The following is a 19,895-nucleotide window of genomic DNA, read 5'->3' as shown; positions in this document are numbered from 1 at the left end:
GCGTCTTTCAGGACGCCGCCGATGCCCATGACTTATTGCGCGATCGATTTCGGCACATCGAATTCAGCGGTGGCTTTGCCCGACGGATTGTCGATCCGGCTGGCGCCCGTCGAAGGCGAAGCGACGACGCTGCCCACCGCGGTTTTCTTCAACACCGACGAGAATAACCAGTCCTACGGCCGCGCGGCGCTCGAAGCGTACATCGACGGCTTCGACGGCCGCCTGATGCGCTCGATGAAGAGCATTCTCGGTTCGCCGCTCGCGGACAACAGCACCGACCTGGGCGACGGCTCGGCGATCAAATACACCGATGTCATCACGCTCTTTCTGCAGCATTTGAAGCAGAAGGCGCAGGCGCTCGCCGCCGAACCGCTCACGCGCGCGGTGCTCGGCCGCCCCGTATTTTTCGTCGACGACGATCCGCGCGCCGACCATCTCGCGCAAAAGCAGCTCGAAGCGTGCGCGCACGCGGTCGGCTTGCGCGAGATCCATTTCCAGTACGAGCCGATCGCGGCGGCCTTCGACTATGAGGCCGGGCTGACGCAGGAAGGCCTCGTCCTGGTCGCCGATATCGGCGGCGGCACGTCGGACTTTTCGCTCGTGCGCGTCGGTCCGGAGCGCGCGCGGCATCTCGAGCGCAAGGGCGATGTGCTCGCGCACCACGGCGTGCACGTCGCCGGCACGGATTTCGACCGGCGCGTGGAACTCGCGACGGTGCTGCGCGAACTCGGCTATCAATCGCTCGATCCGAAAGGGCGCGAAGTGCCGAGCCCCGTGTATTTCGATCTCGCGACCTGGCATCTGATCAACACGGTCTATACGCCGAAGCGCGTGAGCGAATTGCAACTGATGCGCCATCTCTACACCGACGTGCGGCATCACGATCGGCTGATGCGCGTCGTGTATCGCCGGCTCGGGCACGCGCTGACCGCGCACGCCGAGGAAGCGAAGATCGACGTCGCCGCGGGCGGCACGACCGAAATCGACATGGAAGAGGTGGAAGAAGCACTGCGCGTCGGGTTCGACGAGACGCAGCTCATCGCGGCCGGCGCGGACGAAACGCGGCGGATCGTCGAGGCGGCGCACGAGACGCTCAAGCGGGCGGGCGTCGCGCCGGCGGACGTGGGCGCGGTCTATTTCACAGGTGGCACGACGGGCCTGCGATTCCTGTCGGACGCGCTTTCGGCGGCGTTTCCCGGCGCGAAACCGGTATTCGGCGATCGTCTCGCCAGCGTGGCGAAAGGACTCGGAATCTACGCGCAACGCATCTTCGCCTGATGCGGATCACGCAGCCGCGCAGAAAACAAAAAACCCCGCCGAAGCGGGGTTTTTCATACGAATTCTAGCGGGTCTTAGACCGGCTTGATGTTCGCGGCTTGCTTGCCCTTCGGGCCGGTCTTCACTTCGTAGGAAACCTTTTGGTTTTCCTGAAGCGTCTTGAAGCCTTCGATGCGGATTTCCGAGAAGTGCGCGAACAGATCTTCGCCGCCGCCATCCGGAGTGATGAAGCCAAAGCCCTTTGCGTCATTGAACCACTTGACGGTACCGGTTTCCATGTTACTTGTTCCAAAAAAATGATGAATAAGGCCGAAGCCCAGGGGTGCGGAAAATCAAGGAAGGGGCAATGGGACCAACCGGAGTACCGTGATGGCGAACTCGAAAGAACCAATTCACTCGCCACTTGAAATCCTGCAAGAAGCTTTATACGGCGAAACGATTTCGCGGTCAATTAATATCCGACAACTCTGAAGGGATTTTTTTGAGATGCGTAAGCAAATTTTACAGCGCTTGCGCATCCGGTCTCGACTGGCTCAAGGAATCCCCGCTTTGGGGCGAACTTCTCTCCAATATGCACTGCATTCGAAAGGTGCAACCGTTAAACTACGCGCCTTCTTGACGGTTGCACCGATATCGCCGGCTGCCAGACATGGTCGTTGCTAGATCGGGCAACGGCGGCTCCGCGAGCCGTTCTTTCCGGCAGTGCGAGATATTTGGAGGAAAAGTGACAGAGAAGTCGATTAAGCGAAACATCGGTCCGTTGGCGCTGATGCTGACGGGCCTCGGATCCATCATCGGGTCGGGGTGGCTGTTCGGTGCGTGGAAGGCGTCGCAGATCGCCGGACCCGCCGCGGTTTGCGCGTGGATCATCGGTGCGGTGGTCATTCTGGCGATTGCGCTGACCTACGCCGAACTGGGCGCAACCTTTCCCGAATCCGGCGGCATGGTGCGCTACGCGCGCTATTCGCACGGCGCGCTGGTCGGATTCATCAGCGCTTGGGCGAACTGGATCGCGATCGTGTCCGTCATTCCGATCGAAGCGGAAGCGTCCATCCAGTACATGAGCACCTGGCCGTACGAATGGGCGCACGAGCTGTTCGTCGGACATACGCTCACGACTACTGGCCTGCTGTTGTCGGCCGTGCTGGTCGTCATTTACTTCCTGCTGAATTACTGGGGCGTCAAGCTGTTCGCGCGCGCGAACTCGATCATCACGATCTTCAAGTTCCTGGTGCCGGGTTTGACGATCGGCGGCCTCGTCTTCTCGGGCTTCCATTCGGAGAACTTCGGCACGGCGTCGAATTTCGCGCCGTTCGGATGGTCCGCGGTTCTCACCGCCGTGGCGACGAGCGGGATCGTGTTCAGCTTCAACGGCTTTCAGAGCCCGGTGAACCTCGCGGGCGAGGCGCGCCATCCGGCGAAAAGCATCCCGTTCGCCGTGGTCGGTTCGATCCTGATCGCGCTCGTGATCTACGTGCTGCTTCAGATCGCGTACATCGGCGCGGTGAATCCGGCGGATGTGGCGAAGGGCTGGCAGCACTTCAACTTTGCATCGCCGTTCGCGGAACTGGCGATCGCGCTCAACCTGAATTGGCTCGCCATCCTCTTGTATGTCGATGCGTTCGTCAGTCCGAGCGGCACCGGCACGACCTATATGGCCACGACCACGCGCATGATCTACGCGATGGAGCGCAACAACACGATGCCGAAGATGTTCGGCAACGTGCATCCGTTTTACGGCGTACCGCGTCAGGCGATGTGGTTCAACCTGTTCGTGTCGTTCGTGTTCCTGTTCTTCTTCCGCGGCTGGGGCACGCTCGCGGCGGTGATCTCGGTGGCGACGGTCATCTCGTATCTCACCGGCCCGGTCAGCCTGATGGCGTTGCGCCGCGCGGCGCCGGATCTGGATCGCCCGGTCAATATTCCGCTGATGGGCCTGGTCGCGCCGTTCGCATTCGTGTGCGCGTCGCTCGTGCTGTTCTGGGCGAAGTGGCCGCTGACCGGCGAGATCATTCTGCTGATGGTCGTCGCGTTGCCGGTGTACTTCTATTTTCAGAGCAAGGTCGGTTTCGCAGGCTGGGGCCGCGATCTGAAGGCTGCTTGGTGGCTCGTGGCCTATCTGCCGTCGATGGCGGTCATGTCGCTGATCGGCAGCAAGGACTTCGGCGGAAACGGATTGCTGCCGTACGGCTGGGACATGGCGGCGGTCGCCGTGCTCGCGCTGATCTTCTATTACTGGGGCGTGCACACGGGTTATCGCACGACCTATCTCGAAGAACGCGAAAGCACCGACGACATTCTTCACGAAGTCGGCGCGTAAGCGTTTCGCCTTCGCCGAACAAAGCCCGCCTGAGCGATCAGGCGGGCTTTTTTTCGATCAGTCGTCGGTGAAGACGTAGTTGGTCATCGCGAGCGCACGCTGGAATGTGCCGAGCGACTGGATGCCGAGCCGATAATCGTCCGCCGCCGCGCCGAGCGCGCTGAACACCGGCAGCAGATGCTCGTCGGTCGGATGCATCAGCGCGGCGTGCGGCGCGCGTGCGCGATAGTCGAGCAGGGCGTCGATGTCGCGTTCGGCCATGCGGCGCTCGAACCAGTCGGTGAATTCGGCCACGCGCGGATCGGCGTCTTCAGGGCGAGCGCTGAAATCGGCCATGCGCAGATTGTGCGTGATCTGCCCGGAACCGACGATCATCACGCCGTCATCGCGCAACTCGCGCAGCGCCCGGCCGATGCGGAAATGGTGCGCGGCATCGAGATGCGGCTGAATCGATAGCTGCGTGACCGGCACCTCGGCGTCGGGGAACATCAGCAGCATCGGCACCCATGCGCCGTGATCGAGCCCGTGATTCGTCGTCGCGGCAGGAATGCCTTGCGCGCCGAGCAGCGCGGCGGCGCGCTTCGCCAGATCGGGCGCGCCGGGCGCCGGATAGCGCAGTTCGTAGAGCGCGCGCGGGAAGCCGTAGAAGTCGTGGATGGTTTCCGGGCGCTCGGCTGTGCTAGCGACCGGCTGCGCCGTGCCCCAATGCGCGGACAGCATCAAAATGGCGCGGGGGCGCGGCAGCGTCTGACCGAGCGATGCGAATTCGGCGGACGGCATCGACGGGTCGATCGGCAGCGTCGGCGCGCCGTGGGAAATGAAAACGGTGGGAAGTCGGCTCATGGCGGCAAATTCCTAAGCGGTATGCCGTGAATGTAGTACCGCTAGCTTCGTTTATAAACGGTCCGATGGGCAATGAATTGTGTCGCCGGCGTTGTCAATCCGACGCTTCGCCGCGCAGCCCGCGCCACGCGGGTGCAACCGGTTGGGCAAAGCCGAACAGATCGATGACGCGCGCGACGGTGTGATCGACCATTTCGTCGATGCTCGCGGGCTTCTGATAGAACGCCGGCAACGGCGGAAAGATCACACCGCCCATCTCGGTGACGGCCGTCATATTCCGCAGATGCGCGAGGTTGAACGGCGTTTCGCGCACAAGCAGCACCAAACGGCGACGTTCTTTGAGCATGACATCGGCGGCGCGAGTGATGAGATTGTCCGAAAGACCGTGCGCGATGCTCGCGAGCGTTCGCATCGAACAGGGCGCGACGACCATGCCGTCGGTTGCGAACGAACCCGACGCAATGGTCGCGCCGACATCGCGCACGCTGTGGACGACATCGGCGAGCGCGTGGACCGCGGCTTTATCGAGTTCGAGTTCGTGCTGGATATTGAGCCAGCCGGCGCTGGAGACGAGCAGATGCGTCTCGACGCCGGACAGGCGGCGCAGCGTCTCGAGCAGACGCACGCCGTAGATGGCGCCCGTTGCGCCGGTGATCGCGACGATGAGCCGTCGTTTTGCGGCAGCGGGCGCGCTCACTTGCTAAAGACTTAAGCGGCGGCGAAAAGCTGTTGCAGTTCGCCCGATTGATACATCTCCATCATGATGTCCGAGCCGCCGATGAACTCGCCCTTCACGTAGAGCTGCGGAATGGTCGGCCAGTTGGAGAATTCCTTGATGCCCTGGCGGATTTCGTCGTCTTCGAGGACGTTCACGGTCTTGATCTGATCGACGCCGCATGCCTTGAGCACTTGGATTGCGCGGCCGGAGAAGCCGCACATCGGGAATTGCGCCGTGCCCTTCATGAAAAGGACGACCGCGTTCTGATCGACGATTTGTTTGATGCGTTCTTGCGTATCCATGGCGTTCCTGCGCTTGAGATTTCGGTGAGAGTTCTCGAAATGATAGCGGATTTCGATTACACGAGCCGGGCCGTCAGGCCGCGAACCGGCCGCCCGAGCAACGTTCGATGCCCGCGAGATCGCGCATCGAGTGCACGTCGCTGAAACCGCGTGCGGTGAGCAGCGCGCGCACCGATTCCGCCTGGTCGTAGCCGTGCTCGATCCACAGCGCGCCGTCGTGCGCGAGAAGACGCGGCGCGTTATCGACGATCGTGCGGATCGCGGACAAACCGTCGGCGTCGTCGGTGAGCGCGCCGCGCGGCTCGAAGCGCAGATCGCCTTGTTCGAGATGCGGATCGCCGCTGGCGATATACGGCGGATTGCTGACGATCGCCTCGAACCGCAACGACGGATCGATGTTCGCGGTCCAATCGCTTTCGACGAAGGTCACGTTACCGCTCTTCAGCAGGCGCGAAGCGTTGCCGCGCGCGACATCGAGCGCGGCGCGCGACCGGTCGACGGCCCACACGCGCGCATCGGGCCGCGCGTGGGCGATCGAAATCGCGATCGCGCCGGTTCCCGTGCCGAGATCGAGCACGCGCGGGTTCGACGCATCGGCGATGGCTTCGAGCGTGAGTTCCACGAGCAACTCGGTTTCCGGCCGCGGGATCAGCACGTCGGGCGTCACGTCGAATTCGAGGCCGAAGAATTCGCGCTTGCCGATCAACTGCGCGATCGGCTCGCCGTTCGAGCGCCGCGCCGCGAGCGCCTCGAAACGCGCGACCGCGTCTTGCGGTAGCGTCTCGCGATCGCGCGTGATGAGTTCCGTGCGCCGCCAGCCGAGTACGTGCATCAAGAGAATGCGCGCTTCGAGCGGCGGCAGCGCGCACGCGCGCAATAACGCGGCGGCGTCGCTCACTCCGTTTCCCCGAGCGCCGCGAGCTGCTCGGCCTGATGCTCGGACACGAGCGCGCCGATCAGTTCGTCGAGATCGCCGTCCATGATGTACTCGAGCTTGTAGAGCGTGAGGTTGATGCGGTGATCCGTCATGCGCCCTTGCGGGAAGTTGTACGTGCGAATGCGTTCCGAACGGTCGCCCGAGCCGATCAGACTCTTGCGCGTCGCCGCTTCCTTCGCGTGCTGCTCGTGATACTGCTTGTCCTTGATGCGCGCGGCCAGCACCTTCAGCGCGCGATCCTTGTTCTTGTGCTGCGAGCGGTCATCCTGACATTCGACGACGATGCCCGTCGGCAAGTGCGTGACGCGCACCGCCGAATCCGTCTTGTTGATGTGCTGCCCGCCCGCGCCTGACGCGCGGAACGTATCGATGCGCAAATCGGCCGGATTGATGACGACTTCGCTGATCTCATCGGCTTCCGGCATCACCGCGACCGTGCACGCGGACGTATGAATGCGGCCTTGCGTTTCCGTCGCCGGAACCCGCTGCACGCGATGCCCGCCCGATTCGAACTTGAGCCGCGAATACGCGCCCTGTCCGGCGAGCCGCACGATCACTTCCTTATAGCCGCCGAGATCCGAGACGCTTTCTGACATCGTCTCGGCCGTCCAGCGATTGCGTTCCGCATAACGCAGATACATGCGCAGCAGATCGCCCGCGAACAGCGCGGATTCGTCGCCGCCCGTGCCCGCGCGAATTTCGATGAAGATGTTGCGATCGTCGTTCGGATCTTTCGGCAGAAGCATCGTCTGCAGTTCGCCTTCGATCTTCGTCATGCGCTCGCGCGCCTCGCCGATTTCCTCTTCGGCGAAATCGCGCATCGACGGATCGGAAAGCAGTTCCTGCGCGGTCGCTTCGTCGGTCAAAGCCTGTCGCCACAGAGCGTATTGCTCGACGATCGGACTGATTTCCGCGTGCTCGCGCGTGAGTTTCCGGTACTGATCCATGTCGGAAGTCACGTCTTCGCGGCTCAGCAGTTCGTTGAGATCGACCAGCCGCTTTGCAAGCTGGTCGAGCTTGCCTTGCATGCTCGTTTTCATCGGACGGAGATGACGCGGTGAGCGTCAGGAAGAACTGCGATCGGAAAGCCGCCGCGTAAATCGCGGACAGCCTTTGAGAATAGCAAAGAGAAGGCCGCTAACGTTCCGACGAATCGGACGACGAGCCGTGACGGTAGAAGCCGCTCATCAGGTCGATGAGCTGGTTGCGCTCCTCGCTGCTTGCTCGGTTGAGCGCGTGCGTCGGACCGTGAATCAGCTTGTTCGTGAGCGATTGCGAGAGCGCTTCGAGCACGGCGGCGGGGTCGTCGCCGCGCGCGAGCATCTTGCGCGCGCGTTCGAGTTCGGCGCGGCGCAGCGCGTCCGCCTGCGTGTGCATGTGGCGGATGACCGGCACGATGCTGCGCGCATCGAGCCATTGCATGAAATTCGCGACGCGCGTCTCGATGATCGATTCGGCCTGCGCGACCGCCGCCTGACGCGACGCGTTGCCCTCGCGCACGATCGCACCGAGATCGTCGACGGTGTAGAGGAACACGTCGTGCAAATTGCCGACTTCCGGCTCGATATCGCGCGGCACGGCGAGATCGACCATGAAGATCGGGCGATGCCGGCGCGCGCGCACTGCACGCTCGACCGCGCCGAGACCGATGATCGGCAGCGTCGACGCCGTGCACGACACGATGATGTCGAACTCGTGCATGCGCGACGGCAATTCGGAAAGCGGAATCGCGCGGCCGTTGAAGCGGCCGGCGAGCTTCTCGCCGCGCTCCGCCGTGCGGTTGGCGACGACCAGCTCACGCGGATTCTGCGCCGCGAAATGGGTGGCGCAGAGCTCGATCATTTCGCCCGCGCCGATGAACAGCACGCGCTGGCTGGAAATATTCTCGAAGATGCGCTGCGCGAGGCGCACGGCGGCGGCGGCCATCGAGACGGATTGCGCGCCGATTTCGGTCGTCGTGCGAACTTCCTTCGCGACTGCGAACGTGCGCTGGAACAACTGATTGAGATACGTGCCGAGCGCGCCGGCTTCGGACGCGGTGCGCACCGCGTCCTTCATTTGTCCGACGATTTGCGTCTCTCCGAGCACCATCGAGTCCAGCCCCGAAGCGACGCGGAACGCGTGACGCACCGCTTCCGACTGCGGCAGCGCATACACATGCGGCGCGAGCTCGGGAACGGGGATGTTGTGGTACTTCGAGAGCCACTGGATCGCAGCTTCGCGGGCGGCGGAGTCGTCGGTGGCGCAGTAGAGTTCTGTGCGATTGCAGGTCGAGAGAATCGCCGCTTCGGGCGACGCCTTCGCGAGCGGGCCAAGCCAAATGTCCTTCAGCGCGCCCAGCGCGGGCTTCAGCTGTTCGAGCGGAAACGCCACGCGTTCGCGCAGAGCGACAGGCGCAGTGTGGTGGTTGATTCCGATCGTGAGGAGCTGCATTTTTTTGGGCTGATGCTTTGGGCCTAAGCCGATGGCCTTTCAGATAGCCCGATATTATAGCCTTTTGCGTATTTCTTCATTTATAGGTGGCATTTGGGGCGCGACCGCGCCCGAAGTGCCGAAAACGCCCGCGCAGCCGGGCGTCGAGCGGTTTGCCGGAACGAGCGTGTGACAGAAAGCCGCGCCGGTCAGCGGAAATACTTCGCAAGCTCGAGCGCTCGCGCCTCCAGTTCCTCGATCGGCATTTCATCGGTTCGGCGCGCCATTTGCCGGTTTCGCGCGCTATGTTCTTCCTCGCACATCGCGGCGCGTGACGCGGAGTCATGATTCAGATGAAACAGCGAGGAATCCGGTCCGGCAAGTGCATGCCAACGCAGACCGAGCCGCGCGCCGCGGATGAACAGGTCGTCGTCCTCGCCGCCCCAGCCCGTGAACTGCGGATCCACGCCGCCGATACGGATGAATTCCGGGCGTTTAAAAAGGTTGATTGCGCCCGGCGTGTTGGCGTAGAGCACATTGATATCGTCCGGTAAATCGCCTTCCATGAACGGAGCGAATTCGTCGAAGTTTCCCGATTCGATAAACGTTTGGCGTCGATCGCCTGAAACATTCAGCACGCGCGAGAAGGGGCAAAGCACGTCGCTGGCATCGCCGTCCATTAATGCGTCGACGGCCGATTTCATCATGCGTGGATTGGCGATCATATCGGCATCGTGCATGCAGATAATCGGGCTTTTTGCCATTAACGCACCGAGATTGACGAGCCTCGCTTTCGGAAACGGGCCGGTATCGTGCACGAATACGTGCCGGATGCGCGAATCGCCGATCTCGGTCCAACTGAACGTGGGCGCGGCGTCCGCTTCGATCAGCCAGATGTGAAAGTCCGAATAGGTGCGGACAAGGTGGCGCAGAACGCCACGCAGGTTATCGCGCCTTTCCTGACCGGAGCCGCGATACGTGACGATCATTTCGAGACCACGCAGGGAAAGTGGATTGGCTTCAGTCATAGGAAAATGCCGCCTTTTGAAAACGTCAATTCGTCGCGTGAAAATCAGTAACGCGATTAACGAAGTGGCGATAAATGTGAGGTTCGCTTTATAAATGGCAAGAATATATATAAAGCGCAAAGATGAAAGGATTTTATCATTCGACCGAGCGGCGGAGTTTCGGAAAACTCGCATAATCTTCTCAAAAAAAGAAGCGCGCTGTTGGTTCCCTTGGATGCGATTTCGGTACGCGCATTCCGAGCCTTGCGCTCCCCATATCCGGCCCCTAAACTCAAGCGCTACGTCGCGCCGAGGATTGCCCTAAATCATGTACATCCACCGATCTGCTCCGCTTTGCAACGAATCGACACCGATGGAGCATCGCCGCTGATGGGCTGGATCGGACTGATTTTTCTCGGTGCGGTGATCGGCGCGGCGGGCTGGTGGCTGCATCCGCTGCGCCGTGCGGGACGCGTCGCGCGCGGTCCGGCGGGCTACGTCTGGACGGCCATCGCCGCTGGCATACTGGCGACGGTTGTTGCGCGCATGCTCGGCAATATCGTCGATGTATATCACGACGGCGACACGCTCGAATGGCTCGCGTGCGCGGTCTTCGCGCTCTTCGTCGTGACGACGACTGTCGGACTGGCGGCGCGCCGCTGATCTCGATTTTGTGACGCGGGCGGGTGATCCTTGCCGCGCGTCGTGCTCTTCGCGCCCTACGCGGGCTTTCAAGCAGGTGACTTCATGAACGATCGCATTGCAGATTCAGCCATTCCGGAACCCGCCATGTTCGCGAGCCGCATCGAGTCGTTGCGCGGCCAGATGGCGCGCGAAAAGCTCGCCGCCGTGCTGATTCCATCGGCGGATCCGCATCTTTCCGAATATCTGCCGGAACGCTGGCAAGGGCGTCAGTGGCTTTCGGGCTTCACCGGCTCGGTCGGCACGCTCGTGGTGACGGCGGACTTCGCGGGCGTCTGGGTCGACAGCCGCTACTGGACACAAGCCGAGACGCAACTCGCCGGCACCGGCATCGTGCTCATGAAGATGATGGGCGGGCAGCAGACCGCGCCGCACGTCGACTGGCTCGCTGAAAACGTCGCATCGGGCGCGACGGTCGCCGTCGACGGCACCGTGCTCGGCGTCGCGGCGGCGCGTGCACTGTCCGATGCGCTGAGTGCGCGCGGCATCGTATTACGCACCGATGTCGATCTGCTCGATGCCGTGTGGCCCGCGCGCCCCGGCTTGCCGGAGGCGGCCGTCTACGAGCATGCGGCGCCGAATGCGAGCGTCGCTCGCGCGGACAAGCTCGCGCAAGTGCGCGACGCGATGCGTGCCAAAGGCGCGCAATGGCACTTCGTTTCCACACTCGACGATCTCGCGTGGATCTTCAATCTGCGCGGCGGCGACGTGAGCTACAACCCGGTTTTCGTCGCGCACGCGCTGATCGGTCTCGACGACGCGACGATTTTCGTCGCGGACGGCAAGATTCCGGGCGCGCTCGTCGAATCGCTGTCGCGCGACAACGTGCGCGTCGCGCCGTACGCCGCCGCATCGGAATCGCTCGCGTCGCTGCCCGCGGGCGCGACGCTCCTGATCGACCCGCGCCGAATCACGCACGGCTTGCTGGAGAAAGTGCCGTCGGCGGTGAAAATCGTCGAGGCGGTGAATCCGTCGACGTTCGCGAAGTCGCGCAAGACCGCGGCGGAAGCGGAGCATATCCGCGCGACGATGGAGCAGGACGGCGCCGCGCTCGCCGAATTCTTCGCGTGGTTCGAGGAAGCGCTGGGACGCGAGCGCATCACGGAACTGACCATCGACGAGAAGCTGACTGCCGCGCGTGCACGCCGCCCGGGTTTCGTCACGCTGAGCTTCGGCACGATCGCGGGCTTCAACGCGAACGGCGCGATGCCGCATTACCGCGCGACGGAAGCGTCGCATGCGGTCATCGAAGGCAACGGTCTGCTGCTGATCGATTCGGGCGGCCAATATCTGAGCGGCACCACGGACATCACGCGTGTCGTGCCGATCGGCGAGATCACGGCCGAGCACAAGCGCGATTTCACCGTCGTGCTGAAGGGTACGATGGCGCTTTCGCGCGCGCGTTTTCCGCGCGGCATCCGTTCGCCGATGCTCGATTCGATCGCGCGCGCGCCGATCTGGGAAGCGGGCGCGGACTACGGCCACGGCACGGGACACGGCGTCGGCTATTTCCTGAACGTGCACGAAGGCCCGCAAGTAATTTCGCACTACGCGCCCGCCGAACCGTGGACGGCGATGGAAGAGGGCATGATCACGTCGGTCGAGCCAGGCATTTATCGGCCGGGCAAGTGGGGCATCCGCATCGAGAATCTCGTGATGAACCAGGCGGCGGGCAAGACCGAATTCGGCGATTTCCTCGAATTTGAAACGCTGACGCTTTGTCCGATCGACGCGCGCTGCATCGATGTGTCGTTGCTGCGCGAAGACGAACGCGCGTGGCTCAACGCGTATCACGAAACCGTGCGGCGCCGCGTGTCGCCGCATGTGACGGGCAAGGCGCTGGCATGGCTCGAAGAGCGGACCAAGGCGATCTGACCCACGGAGCAGCGAGCAATGACCATCAAGGCAGTCGTATTCGATTTCGGCGGCGTGCTGATCGACTGGAATCGCGAATATCTCTACAAGCATCTGATTCCAGACGACACCGAGCGCCGCTGGTTCCTCGACAACGTCTGCAAGATGGAATGGGTCGTGCAACAGGACGGCGGGCAGACCATCGAGGACGGCACTGCCGAACTGATCGCCGTCTATCCCGAGCACGAAGCGCTGATCCGCGCGTTCTACGCACGCTGGCCGGAAATGGTGTCCGGCGTGCTGGAAGAGGGCGTGGCGCTCGTCGACCGGCTCGAAGCGGCGGGCGTGCCGCTCTTCGGCCTCACGAACTGGTCGGCGGAGACGTTTCCGTATGCGTGGGAACGCTTCGACGTCTTGCGGAAGTTTCGCGAGATCGTCGTGTCAGGGCGCGTGGGCCTCGTGAAGCCTGATCCGCAGATTTTCGGTTTGATGCGCGCGGAGATCGAACGGCATCTGCCGGGCGTTCAGCCGAACGAGCTCGTGTTCATCGACGACAACCCGATGAACGCGCAAGCCGCGACGGCGCTCGGCTGGCACGGCGTTCACTACACCGGCGCGCTGCAAACCGAAACGAAGCTGCGCGCGCTGAATCTGCCGATCTGAAAGTAAAGCGAGAAGGCGACGCGCTATTGCCCGAGCAGGTTCTTCAGCGCGTTGCCGATTCCCCGAACCGTATCGCCCGCGCCGCGCGCGACGCCTTCAGCGCTGACGCCCAGCGCCTTCGCGAATCCCGCCGCGAGCTTCTTCGACAGACTCTCGCTCAGCGAAAATTTCGGATCGCGCAGATCGCCTTCGAGCGTGAAGTCGAGCTTGATCTGTTCCTTGCGGTCTTTGAGCGCGGCGATCGCGGCTTTCGTCGGAATCGAGAGAAAGGTGTCGAGCGCGTTGCCGGTATCGCTGATCTGCAGATGATTCAGCGTCAACGTGCCGGGCGCGTGAATGCGGTAATTCTTCACGGTTGCATCGATCGTCATGTCGATGGTGCCGCCTGTCACCGCCGCCTTTGCGCCGGCCTTCTTCAGCAGATACGGATCGAGCGTCGCGACATCGACGTTGCGCAGCGTCGCGCGCGTCTGCGAATCCTTGTTGGCGATGATCATCCAGCCGCCCCACGTGACGTTGCCCGTGTGCGACGGACCTTTGATGGAACCGGTCATCGAAAGCTCGGTGCGCTCGGTGAGCGCGGGCAGATGCAGATGATCGACAGTGGCGCGCGCATCGCCGATCAGCACGCGATACGGCGGGTTCGGCACGGAGCCGTCGAAGAACTCCATCGAGCCGCGCTCGAACGACACGCGATCGATGATTTTTTCTTCTTGCGCGTGCTCCTGACGTTCCTTGCTGTCGGGCCGGGCGTCGGCTTCGCGCGCGGTTTCCTTGAGGCCGGGCAGGATGCGTACGCGGCCATCGGCGGAGCGGACGATCGACAGATAGTAGTTGTCGACGCTCACGCTGCGCAGATGAATCGGCCTCGAGATGAGCGATTGCATGTCGACGTCGAGCACGATGCGCTCCGCGCGCATCGCGTCGCCGGCTGGCCAGTCTTTCGGGCCGCGCAGCCGCACGCGCGAGAGCGTGACGTGCCCGAAGCCGACGTCGATCTCTTCCACCGAACCGTTCGGGCCGAGCGTCTCGAGGATCCGCTCTTTCATCTGATGGACGACGAAAAACCAGCCGCCGATCACCACGACGACGAGCGCCACGACGATTCCGATTGCCCAAAGCGCTCCCCGCCGCGCGCTCGATCCCGCCATCTGCGTGTGTCTCCGTGTCGGCTTGCTGGAAAGCGTCGCTCGAAAAAGTAAGTGGCGACTGCGCCCTACACAGTCGCCACTTTTACGCCTGATGTCGGTGCGCGCCCCCGCATAGGCTCTTTCATCAGACGTTAGCGCGTGATCGGCTTGTAGCGCAGACGCTTTGGCTTCGCGGCTTCCTCGCCGAGACGCTTGCGCTTGTCAGCCTCGTATTCCTGATAGTTGCCGTCGAAGAATTCGACGTGCGAATCGCCCTCGAACGCGAGGATGTGCGTCGCGATGCGGTCGAGGAACCAGCGGTCGTGCGAAATCACCATCACGGAGCCGGCGAATTCGAGCAGCGCGTCTTCGAGCGCGCGCAGCGTTTCGACGTCGAGGTCGTTCGACGGTTCGTCGAGCAGCAGCACGTTGCCGCCCGCGATGAGCGTCTTCGCCAGATGCAGACGTCCGCGCTCGCCGCCGGACAGATTGCCGACGAGTTTCTGCTGATCGCTGCCCTTGAAGTTGAAGCGGCCGATATACGCGCGCGACGGCGTTTCGTATTTGCCGACCGTGAGGACGTCGGCGCCGCCGGAGATTTCCTCGAAGACGGTCTTGTCGGCGGCGAGCGCATCGCGGCTCTGATCGACGTACGCGAGCTTGACCGTCGGTCCCTTGACGATTTCGCCCGAATCCGGCTGCTCCTTGCCGGTCAGCATGCGGAAGAGCGTGGACTTACCCGCGCCGTTCGGCCCGATGATGCCGACGATCGCGCCCGCCGGAATCTTCATGTTCAGGTTGTCGATGAGCAGGCGGTCGCCATACGCCTTGCTGACGTTCTTGAACTCGATGACTTCATTGCCGAGGCGATCGCCGACCGGAATGAAGATTTCCTGCGTTTCGTTGCGCTTCTGGTATTCCTGGCTGTTGAGTTCCTCGAATCGCGCGATACGCGCCTTCGATTTCGCCTGACGTCCCTTCGGATTCTGTCGCACCCATTCGAGTTCTTTCTTGATCGCCTTCTGACGCGCGGATTCGCTCGCCTCTTCCTGCTTCAGGCGGTCTTCCTTCTGATCGAGCCAGCTCGAATAGTTGCCCTTCCACGGAATGCCGTGTCCGCGGTCGAGTTCGAGAATCCATTCGGCGGCGTTATCGAGGAAGTAGCGATCGTGCGTCACCGCGACGACGGTGCCCGGATAGCGCGTCAGAAACTGTTCGAGCCATTCGACGGATTCGGCGTCGAGGTGGTTGGTCGGTTCGTCGAGGAGCAGCATGTCGGGCTTTTGCAGCAGCAGCTTGCACAGCGCGACGCGACGCTTTTCGCCGCCCGACAGATGTTCGATTTTCGCGTCCCACGCGGGCAGGCGCAGCGCGTCGGCGGCGACTTCGAGTTGCTGCTCGGGGCTGCCGCCATCGCTCGTCGAGAGGATGGCTTCGTACTTCGCCTGTTCGGCGGCGAGGGCGTCGAAATCGGCGTCGGGTTCGGCGTAGGCGGCGTAGATTTCGTCGAGCTTCTTTTGCGCCAGGAAGACATCGCCGAGACCTTCTTCGACGGCTTCACGCACGGTCTGCTGCGGATCGAGCTGCGGCTCCTGCGGCAGATAGCCGATGTTCAGATTGGGCATCGGCGTGGCTTCGCCTTCGATGTCCTTGTCGACGCCCGCCATGATGCGGATGAGCGTCGATTTGCCGGAACCGTTCAGGCCGAGCAGACCGATTTTGGCGCCGGGGAAGAACGAAAGGGAGATGTCTTTCAGGATCTGACGCTTCGGCGGGACGATCTTGCCGACGCGGTTCATGGTGAAGACGTATTGGGCCATATTGTCCTAGCTGGATGGATGAATGCGGGGCGCCCGGTTCGGCGCGCGAGGATGTTCGGTGGCGCGGATTCGCGCGTTCCCGCCGTGGCGTTTCGCGCAGGCGGGATTAGGTGGCATTGTACTTCGCGGTGGAGGCGGTCATTGCCAGGCGGCTACGCCCCCGTGCCGCGAGCATGTGCCGCTGTGATGCTGGCTGAAGCTGTAGGAGCCGTCGCGGCATTGCGCGGTCGCGCCCGCGGGGACAGCGCCGGAGCGCGTGCGCGCGGGCGAGTGGACGACGTCGCCGTCGCGGTTGACGTAATGACCGTGGTTGTCGAGATCGGACTCGTCGGGCTGCGGTTGATACTGGTACGGGTTGCCGCGATAGGCGAAGGCGTCGGACGTTGCGAGCAAGCTCGCCGCGATCAGCGTGAAAGCTGTGAATGCGCGCAGTGCGTGTCTCTGCATCTTGTGGTTATGTCTCGTTGTTTTTGTCGATCGCAGCGTTGCTGCGTTGTCTCGTCCGCGCAAGAAAAAAGCGGAGTGTCCATGAAAAGACACTCCGCTTCGCGAGGCAAGCCGCTTTGACGTTTCTTTACGTCGCGCGTCAGACGTTAAACAAGAAATTCATGACATCCCCGTCGTGCACGACATACTCCTTCCCTTCGGCGCGCATCTTCCCGGCTTCCTTCGCCCCTTGCTCGCCCTTATAAGCGATGTAGTCATCGAACGAGATGGTCTGCGCGCGAATGAACCCGCGCTCGAAATCCGTGTGAATGGCACCCGCCGCCTGGGGCGCCGTATCGCCGATATGAATCGTCCACGCGCGCACTTCCTTCACGCCCGCCGTGAAGTACGTCTGCAGGCCGAGCAGCTTGAAACCCGCGCGAATCACGCGATTCAAGCCCGGCTCGTCCATGCCCATGTCGGCGAGGAATTCGAGCTTGTCCGCATCGTCGAGATCGGCGATTTCCGCTTCGATCGCCGCGCACACCGCGACCACCGGCGCGTTTTCCGCTTCCGCATGCTTGCGCACCGCGTCGAGATGCGGGTTGTTCTCGAAGCCGTCGTCCTTCACGTTCGCGACGTACATCGTCGGCTTGGACGTGATCAGGCAGAACGGCTTGATGAGCAGCAGTTCTTCTTCCGTCAGCGAAAGGCCGCGCACCGGCTTCGCCTGATCGAGCTGCGCGCGCACTTTTTCCAGCACGGCGACGAGCTTGATCGCTTCCTTGTCGTTGCCCGACTTCGCCGCCTTCGAATAGCGCGCCTGCGCTTTTTCGACCGTCGCCAGGTCAGCGAGCGCGAGTTCCGTGTTGATAACTTCGATATCCGCGATCGGATCGATCTGGCCCGCGACGTGGATCACGTTCTCGTCCTCGAAGCAGCGCACGACGTGCGTGATCGCGTCGGTTTCGCGGATGTTCGCGAGGAACTGATTGCCGAGGCCTTCGCCTTTCGACGCACCGGCGACGAGCCCCGCGATATCGACGAATTCGACGACCGCCGGCAGGATGCGCTCGGGCTTCACGATTTCGGCGAGCGCGGTGAGGCGCGCGTCCGGCACTTCGACGACGCCGACGTTCGGCTCGATCGTGCAGAACGGATAGTTTTCGGCGGCAATGCCCGCCTTGGTCAACGCATTGAAAAGAGTGGACTTGCCGACATTAGGCAAGCCGACGATGCCGCATTGGAGGCTCATGGAATCCTTCGAACTGGTAAGACGGCGCGGGCCGCGCGGGTTTCGTCAAAAATGGTGCGCAATGAGCGGGCGAGAACCGCCCGCCACGCTACGGCCGCGTGCGGCGGCCAGGCAAACCGCTATTGTACCGCCGCACCGTCGCGGGCAAGCGCCGCCGCCGGCTCGCAAACCCGTTCGAACCCCACGGCTATAATGCCCGGATGACTCCGCATCCACTGAAATTTCACGCTATCGTCGTCGGCGGCGGGCTCGTCGGCAAGACGGCGGCGCTCGCGCTCGCGCAATCCGGGCTGCGCACCGCGCTCGTCGCGTCGCGCGCGGCTGGCCTGCCGCCGGGCGCGGCGTTCGATTCGCGCATCTACGCGCTGTCGTCGAGCTCGCAGGCGCTGCTGGAGCGTCTGCGCGTCTGGCAGGCGCTCGATCGTTCGCGGCTCGGTCCCGTCTTCGACATGCGCGTGTTCGGCGATGCCCACGCGGAATTGCACTTCTCGGCGTTTCAGGCGTCGGTGCCGCAGCTCGCGTGGATCGTGGAATCGTCGCTGATCGAGCAATCGCTCGATGCCGCGTTGCGCTTTTCGCCGAGTCTTTCGTGGTTCGAATCGCGCGCGCAGGGCATGACGGTCGAAGCCGACGCCGCGCACATTGCGCTCGCGAGCGGCGAAATGCTGGAGACGGATCTGATCGTCGGCGCGGACGGCGCGCATTCGTGGGTGCGCGCGCAAATGGGCGCGAAGATGAATCGGCGCGATTATCGGCAGACGGGCGTCGTCGCCAATTTCAAGGCCGAAAAGCCGCACGGCGAAACGGCGTACCAATGGTTCCGCGATACCGAAATCATCGCGCTCTTGCCGCTGCCGGGCGATCACGTTTCGCTCGTGTGGTCCGCGCGCACCGAACACGCCGACGAACTGCTCGCGCTCGATCCGGCGCAACTCGCCGCGCAAGTCGAAACGGCAACGCAAAACCAGCTCGGCACGCTCGATTGCGTGACGCCGGCGCAAGGCTTTCCGCTCGGGCTGCAAACCGTCGACAAACTCGTCGCGCCGCGTGTTGCGCTCGTCGGCGATGCCGCGCATCTGATTCATCCGCTCGCGGGGCAGGGCATGAACCTCGGCCTGCGCGACGTCGCCGCGCTCGCGGACGTCATCGCGAACAAGGAGTCGTTCCGCGATCTCGGCGATCCGATCCTCCTTCGCCGATACGAACGCGCGCGCCGTGAAGACATCCAGAAGCTCATGTTCGCGACCGACGGCCTGCAGCGGCTTTTCGCCGTGCCGGGTACGCTCGCGCGCGCGGTCCGCAACACCGGCATGGCGTTCGTCGGCGCGCAGCCGCTCATCAAGCGCTGGCTCGTCTCGGCGGCGCTCGGCTGAAACAATCTCACTTTCTCGGGCGCGATGCCGCACGACTCACAGGAAACCGCATGAAAACCACCCTCAGACTGGCCCTGGCGACGGCCGCGGCGCTCGCCGTGACGCTCGGCGTCGGCTGTTCGGCGCAGGCCGATCAGACCACCGACAAGCTCAAGTCGGCGCTCGAATCGCGCATGGGCGACGCGACCATCAAGAGCATCGAAAAGACGCCGATTCCCGGTCTCTACGAGGTGAATCTCGGCTCGCAGATCGTGTATAGCGACGCGAGCGGCAATTACGTGCTGATCGGCGATCTCGTCGATACACGGAACAGCAAGAACCTCACCGAGGCGCGGCTTGCCGAAACCAACAAGATCGACTTCGCGAAGCTGCCGTTCGAGAACGCGGTGAAGGTCGTGAAGGGCAACGGCAGCCGCAAGATCGCGGTCTTTTCCGATCCGAACTGCCCGTACTGCAAGCAACTCGAATCGACGCTGAAGTCGATCGACAACGTGACGGTCTACACCTTCCTGTATCCGGTGCTCTCGCCCGATTCGACGGCCAAGTCGAAGTCGATCTGGTGCGCGCAGGATCGCGGTGTGTCGTGGGAAAGCTGGATGCTCGATCACAAGGCGCCGACCGCGTCGGGATCGTGCGATACGACCGCCATCGACAAGAATCTAAAGCTCGGCCGCGCGATGAACGTCACCGGCACGCCGACCGTATTCCTCGCCGATGGCCGGCGTCTGCCAGGCGCCGTGCCCGCCGACCGGCTCGAAAAGGAACTGTCCGCCGTGCGCTGAGCGCGGTCCGAAACGAAGAAGGGAGGCGCGTCATGCGCCTCCTGTGTTTTTACGGCCTTGCTTTTCCGAAAGC

19 protein-coding genes are annotated in these 19,895 nt (G+C 63.0%); 7 read left to right on the top strand and 12 right to left on the bottom strand.

What is annotated here, in order from left to right; genetic code table 11:
* Positions 1 to 27: 27 nt before the first annotated feature.
* On the top strand, positions 28 to 1,278 hold the full coding sequence (locus LDZ23_RS12320) for an Hsp70 family protein (RefSeq protein WP_034473913.1): 1,251 nt from the start codon (positions 28 to 30) through the stop codon (positions 1,276 to 1,278).
* Between the two features lie 74 nt (positions 1,279 to 1,352).
* Here the strand turns inward: LDZ23_RS12320 and LDZ23_RS12315 are convergent, their stop codons facing one another.
* A complete protein-coding gene (locus tag LDZ23_RS12315) occupies positions 1,353 to 1,556 on the bottom strand; it encodes a cold-shock protein (protein ID WP_007000074.1) in 204 nt (67 codons plus the stop codon).
* 491 nt (positions 1,557 to 2,047) lie between these two features.
* On the opposite strand from LDZ23_RS12315, the gene LDZ23_RS12310 reads away from it, so the two are divergent.
* On the top strand, positions 2,048 to 3,598 hold the full coding sequence (locus LDZ23_RS12310; RefSeq protein WP_244808141.1) for an APC family permease: 1,551 nt from the start codon (positions 2,048 to 2,050) through the stop codon (positions 3,596 to 3,598).
* A gap of 57 nt (positions 3,599 to 3,655) precedes the next feature.
* Here the strand turns inward: LDZ23_RS12310 and LDZ23_RS12305 are convergent, their stop codons facing one another.
* From LDZ23_RS12305 to LDZ23_RS12275, 7 genes are all read right to left on the bottom strand, one after another.
* Positions 3,656 to 4,441 (bottom strand): DODA-type extradiol aromatic ring-opening family dioxygenase, encoded by a 786-nt coding sequence (locus LDZ23_RS12305; protein ID WP_239295462.1) that lies wholly within the window; start codon positions 4,439 to 4,441, stop codon positions 3,656 to 3,658.
* Between the two features lie 94 nt (positions 4,442 to 4,535).
* Positions 4,536 to 5,138, bottom strand: coding sequence for a UbiX family flavin prenyltransferase (locus LDZ23_RS12300; RefSeq protein WP_008344390.1), 603 nt, complete (start codon positions 5,136 to 5,138; stop codon positions 4,536 to 4,538).
* Positions 5,139 to 5,149: 11 nt separating this feature from the next.
* The gene (gene grxD, locus LDZ23_RS12295) at positions 5,150 to 5,461 is read right to left on the bottom strand and encodes a Grx4 family monothiol glutaredoxin (protein WP_034473919.1); all 312 of its coding nucleotides are present in this window, start codon (positions 5,459 to 5,461) and stop codon (positions 5,150 to 5,152) included.
* A 73-nt stretch (positions 5,462 to 5,534) separates the two neighbouring features.
* A complete protein-coding gene (gene prmC, locus LDZ23_RS12290; protein WP_239295460.1) occupies positions 5,535 to 6,359 on the bottom strand; it encodes a peptide chain release factor N(5)-glutamine methyltransferase in 825 nt (274 codons plus the stop codon).
* The gene (gene prfA / locus LDZ23_RS12285; RefSeq protein ID WP_034473922.1) at positions 6,356 to 7,438 is read right to left on the bottom strand and encodes a peptide chain release factor 1; all 1,083 of its coding nucleotides are present in this window, start codon (positions 7,436 to 7,438) and stop codon (positions 6,356 to 6,358) included. Before prfA ends, prmC begins: the two co-directional genes overlap by 4 nt.
* Positions 7,439 to 7,535: 97 nt before the next feature.
* A complete protein-coding gene (gene hemA, locus LDZ23_RS12280) occupies positions 7,536 to 8,831 on the bottom strand; it encodes a glutamyl-tRNA reductase (RefSeq protein ID WP_008344394.1) in 1,296 nt (431 codons plus the stop codon).
* A 188-nt stretch (positions 8,832 to 9,019) separates the two neighbouring features.
* A complete protein-coding gene (locus LDZ23_RS12275) occupies positions 9,020 to 10,012 on the bottom strand; it encodes a glycosyltransferase family 2 protein (protein WP_244807657.1) in 993 nt (330 codons plus the stop codon).
* 195 nt (positions 10,013 to 10,207) lie between these two features.
* Between LDZ23_RS12275 and LDZ23_RS12270 the strand changes: the two genes are divergently transcribed.
* The 3 genes from LDZ23_RS12270 to LDZ23_RS12260 all read left to right on the top strand — a co-directional run bounded on the left by LDZ23_RS12270 (position 10,208) and on the right by LDZ23_RS12260 (position 13,036).
* Positions 10,208 to 10,480, top strand: a complete 273-nt coding sequence (locus tag LDZ23_RS12270; RefSeq protein ID WP_034473925.1) for a hypothetical protein — start codon at positions 10,208 to 10,210, stop codon at positions 10,478 to 10,480.
* Between the two features lie 126 nt (positions 10,481 to 10,606).
* Positions 10,607 to 12,394 carry an aminopeptidase P family protein gene (locus LDZ23_RS12265; protein ID WP_425129930.1) on the top strand — a complete coding sequence of 596 codons (1,788 nt, stop codon included), beginning with the start codon at positions 10,607 to 10,609 and terminating at the stop codon, positions 12,392 to 12,394.
* 18 nt (positions 12,395 to 12,412) lie between these two features.
* Entirely contained in the window at positions 12,413 to 13,036 is a 624-nt protein-coding gene (locus LDZ23_RS12260; protein WP_175983109.1) for an HAD family hydrolase, read from the top strand.
* Between the two features lie 23 nt (positions 13,037 to 13,059).
* Here the strand turns inward: LDZ23_RS12260 and LDZ23_RS12255 are convergent, their stop codons facing one another.
* The 4 genes from LDZ23_RS12255 to ychF form a co-directional block, all read right to left on the bottom strand.
* A complete protein-coding gene (locus LDZ23_RS12255; RefSeq protein ID WP_034473928.1) occupies positions 13,060 to 14,187 on the bottom strand; it encodes a DUF748 domain-containing protein in 1,128 nt (375 codons plus the stop codon).
* 131 nt (positions 14,188 to 14,318) lie between these two features.
* Entirely contained in the window at positions 14,319 to 15,986 is a 1,668-nt protein-coding gene (ettA, locus tag LDZ23_RS12250; protein ID WP_008344405.1) for an energy-dependent translational throttle protein EttA, read from the bottom strand.
* A 138-nt stretch (positions 15,987 to 16,124) separates the two neighbouring features.
* Positions 16,125 to 16,433, bottom strand: coding sequence for a DUF3761 domain-containing protein (locus LDZ23_RS12245; RefSeq protein WP_034473930.1), 309 nt, complete (start codon positions 16,431 to 16,433; stop codon positions 16,125 to 16,127).
* Between the two features lie 139 nt (positions 16,434 to 16,572).
* Positions 16,573 to 17,667: a redox-regulated ATPase YchF gene (ychF, locus tag LDZ23_RS12240; RefSeq protein ID WP_034473932.1), complete on the bottom strand. Its 1,095-nt coding sequence runs from the start codon at positions 17,665 to 17,667 to the stop codon at positions 16,573 to 16,575.
* A gap of 200 nt (positions 17,668 to 17,867) precedes the next feature.
* Here ychF and LDZ23_RS12235 point away from each other — a divergent pair, with 200 nt between their 5' ends.
* Both LDZ23_RS12235 and LDZ23_RS12230 read left to right on the top strand, forming a co-directional pair.
* Positions 17,868 to 19,040: a UbiH/UbiF family hydroxylase gene (locus tag LDZ23_RS12235; RefSeq protein WP_034473934.1), complete on the top strand. Its 1,173-nt coding sequence runs from the start codon at positions 17,868 to 17,870 to the stop codon at positions 19,038 to 19,040.
* Between the two features lie 50 nt (positions 19,041 to 19,090).
* Entirely contained in the window at positions 19,091 to 19,822 is a 732-nt protein-coding gene (locus LDZ23_RS12230; RefSeq protein WP_244807656.1) for a DsbC family protein, read from the top strand.
* Positions 19,823 to 19,895 lie beyond the last annotated feature (73 nt).

The organism is Caballeronia zhejiangensis (assembly GCF_022879815.1).
In the GTDB taxonomy this organism is placed as follows: domain Bacteria; phylum Pseudomonadota; class Gammaproteobacteria; order Burkholderiales; family Burkholderiaceae; genus Caballeronia; species Caballeronia zhejiangensis.
The sequence above is the reverse complement of the archived record's forward strand: the minus strand, read 5'-3'. Positions and strand labels throughout refer to the sequence as shown.

Coding starts and splice junctions, on each gene's coding strand:
- LDZ23_RS12310 (WP_244808141.1), top strand. CDS start 2,048: ATGCTGACGGGCCTCGGATCCATCATCGGGTCGGGGTGGCTGTTCGGT.
- LDZ23_RS12265 (WP_425129930.1), top strand. CDS start 10,607: ATGTTCGCGAGCCGCATCGAGTCGTTGCGCGGCCAGATGGCGCGCGAA.
- LDZ23_RS12270 (WP_034473925.1), top strand. CDS start 10,208: ATGGGCTGGATCGGACTGATTTTTCTCGGTGCGGTGATCGGCGCGGCG.
- LDZ23_RS12260 (WP_175983109.1), top strand. CDS start 12,413: ATGACCATCAAGGCAGTCGTATTCGATTTCGGCGGCGTGCTGATCGAC.
- LDZ23_RS12245 (WP_034473930.1), bottom strand. CDS start 16,433: ATGCAGAGACACGCACTGCGCGCATTCACAGCTTTCACGCTGATCGCG.
- grxD (WP_034473919.1), bottom strand. CDS start 5,461: ATGGATACGCAAGAACGCATCAAACAAATCGTCGATCAGAACGCGGTC.
- LDZ23_RS12305 (WP_239295462.1), bottom strand. CDS start 4,441: ATGAGCCGACTTCCCACCGTTTTCATTTCCCACGGCGCGCCGACGCTG.
- ettA (WP_008344405.1), bottom strand. CDS start 15,986: ATGGCCCAATACGTCTTCACCATGAACCGCGTCGGCAAGATCGTCCCG.
- prfA (WP_034473922.1), bottom strand. CDS start 7,438: ATGAAAACGAGCATGCAAGGCAAGCTCGACCAGCTTGCAAAGCGGCTG.
- LDZ23_RS12255 (WP_034473928.1), bottom strand. CDS start 14,187: ATGGCGGGATCGAGCGCGCGGCGGGGAGCGCTTTGGGCAATCGGAATC.
- LDZ23_RS12230 (WP_244807656.1), top strand. CDS start 19,091: ATGAAAACCACCCTCAGACTGGCCCTGGCGACGGCCGCGGCGCTCGCC.
- hemA (WP_008344394.1), bottom strand. CDS start 8,831: ATGCAGCTCCTCACGATCGGAATCAACCACCACACTGCGCCTGTCGCT.
- LDZ23_RS12315 (WP_007000074.1), bottom strand. CDS start 1,556: ATGGAAACCGGTACCGTCAAGTGGTTCAATGACGCAAAGGGCTTTGGC.
- LDZ23_RS12320 (WP_034473913.1), top strand. CDS start 28: ATGACTTATTGCGCGATCGATTTCGGCACATCGAATTCAGCGGTGGCT.
- ychF (WP_034473932.1), bottom strand. CDS start 17,667: ATGAGCCTCCAATGCGGCATCGTCGGCTTGCCTAATGTCGGCAAGTCC.
- LDZ23_RS12235 (WP_034473934.1), top strand. CDS start 17,868: ATGACTCCGCATCCACTGAAATTTCACGCTATCGTCGTCGGCGGCGGG.
- LDZ23_RS12275 (WP_244807657.1), bottom strand. CDS start 10,012: ATGCGAGTTTTCCGAAACTCCGCCGCTCGGTCGAATGATAAAATCCTT.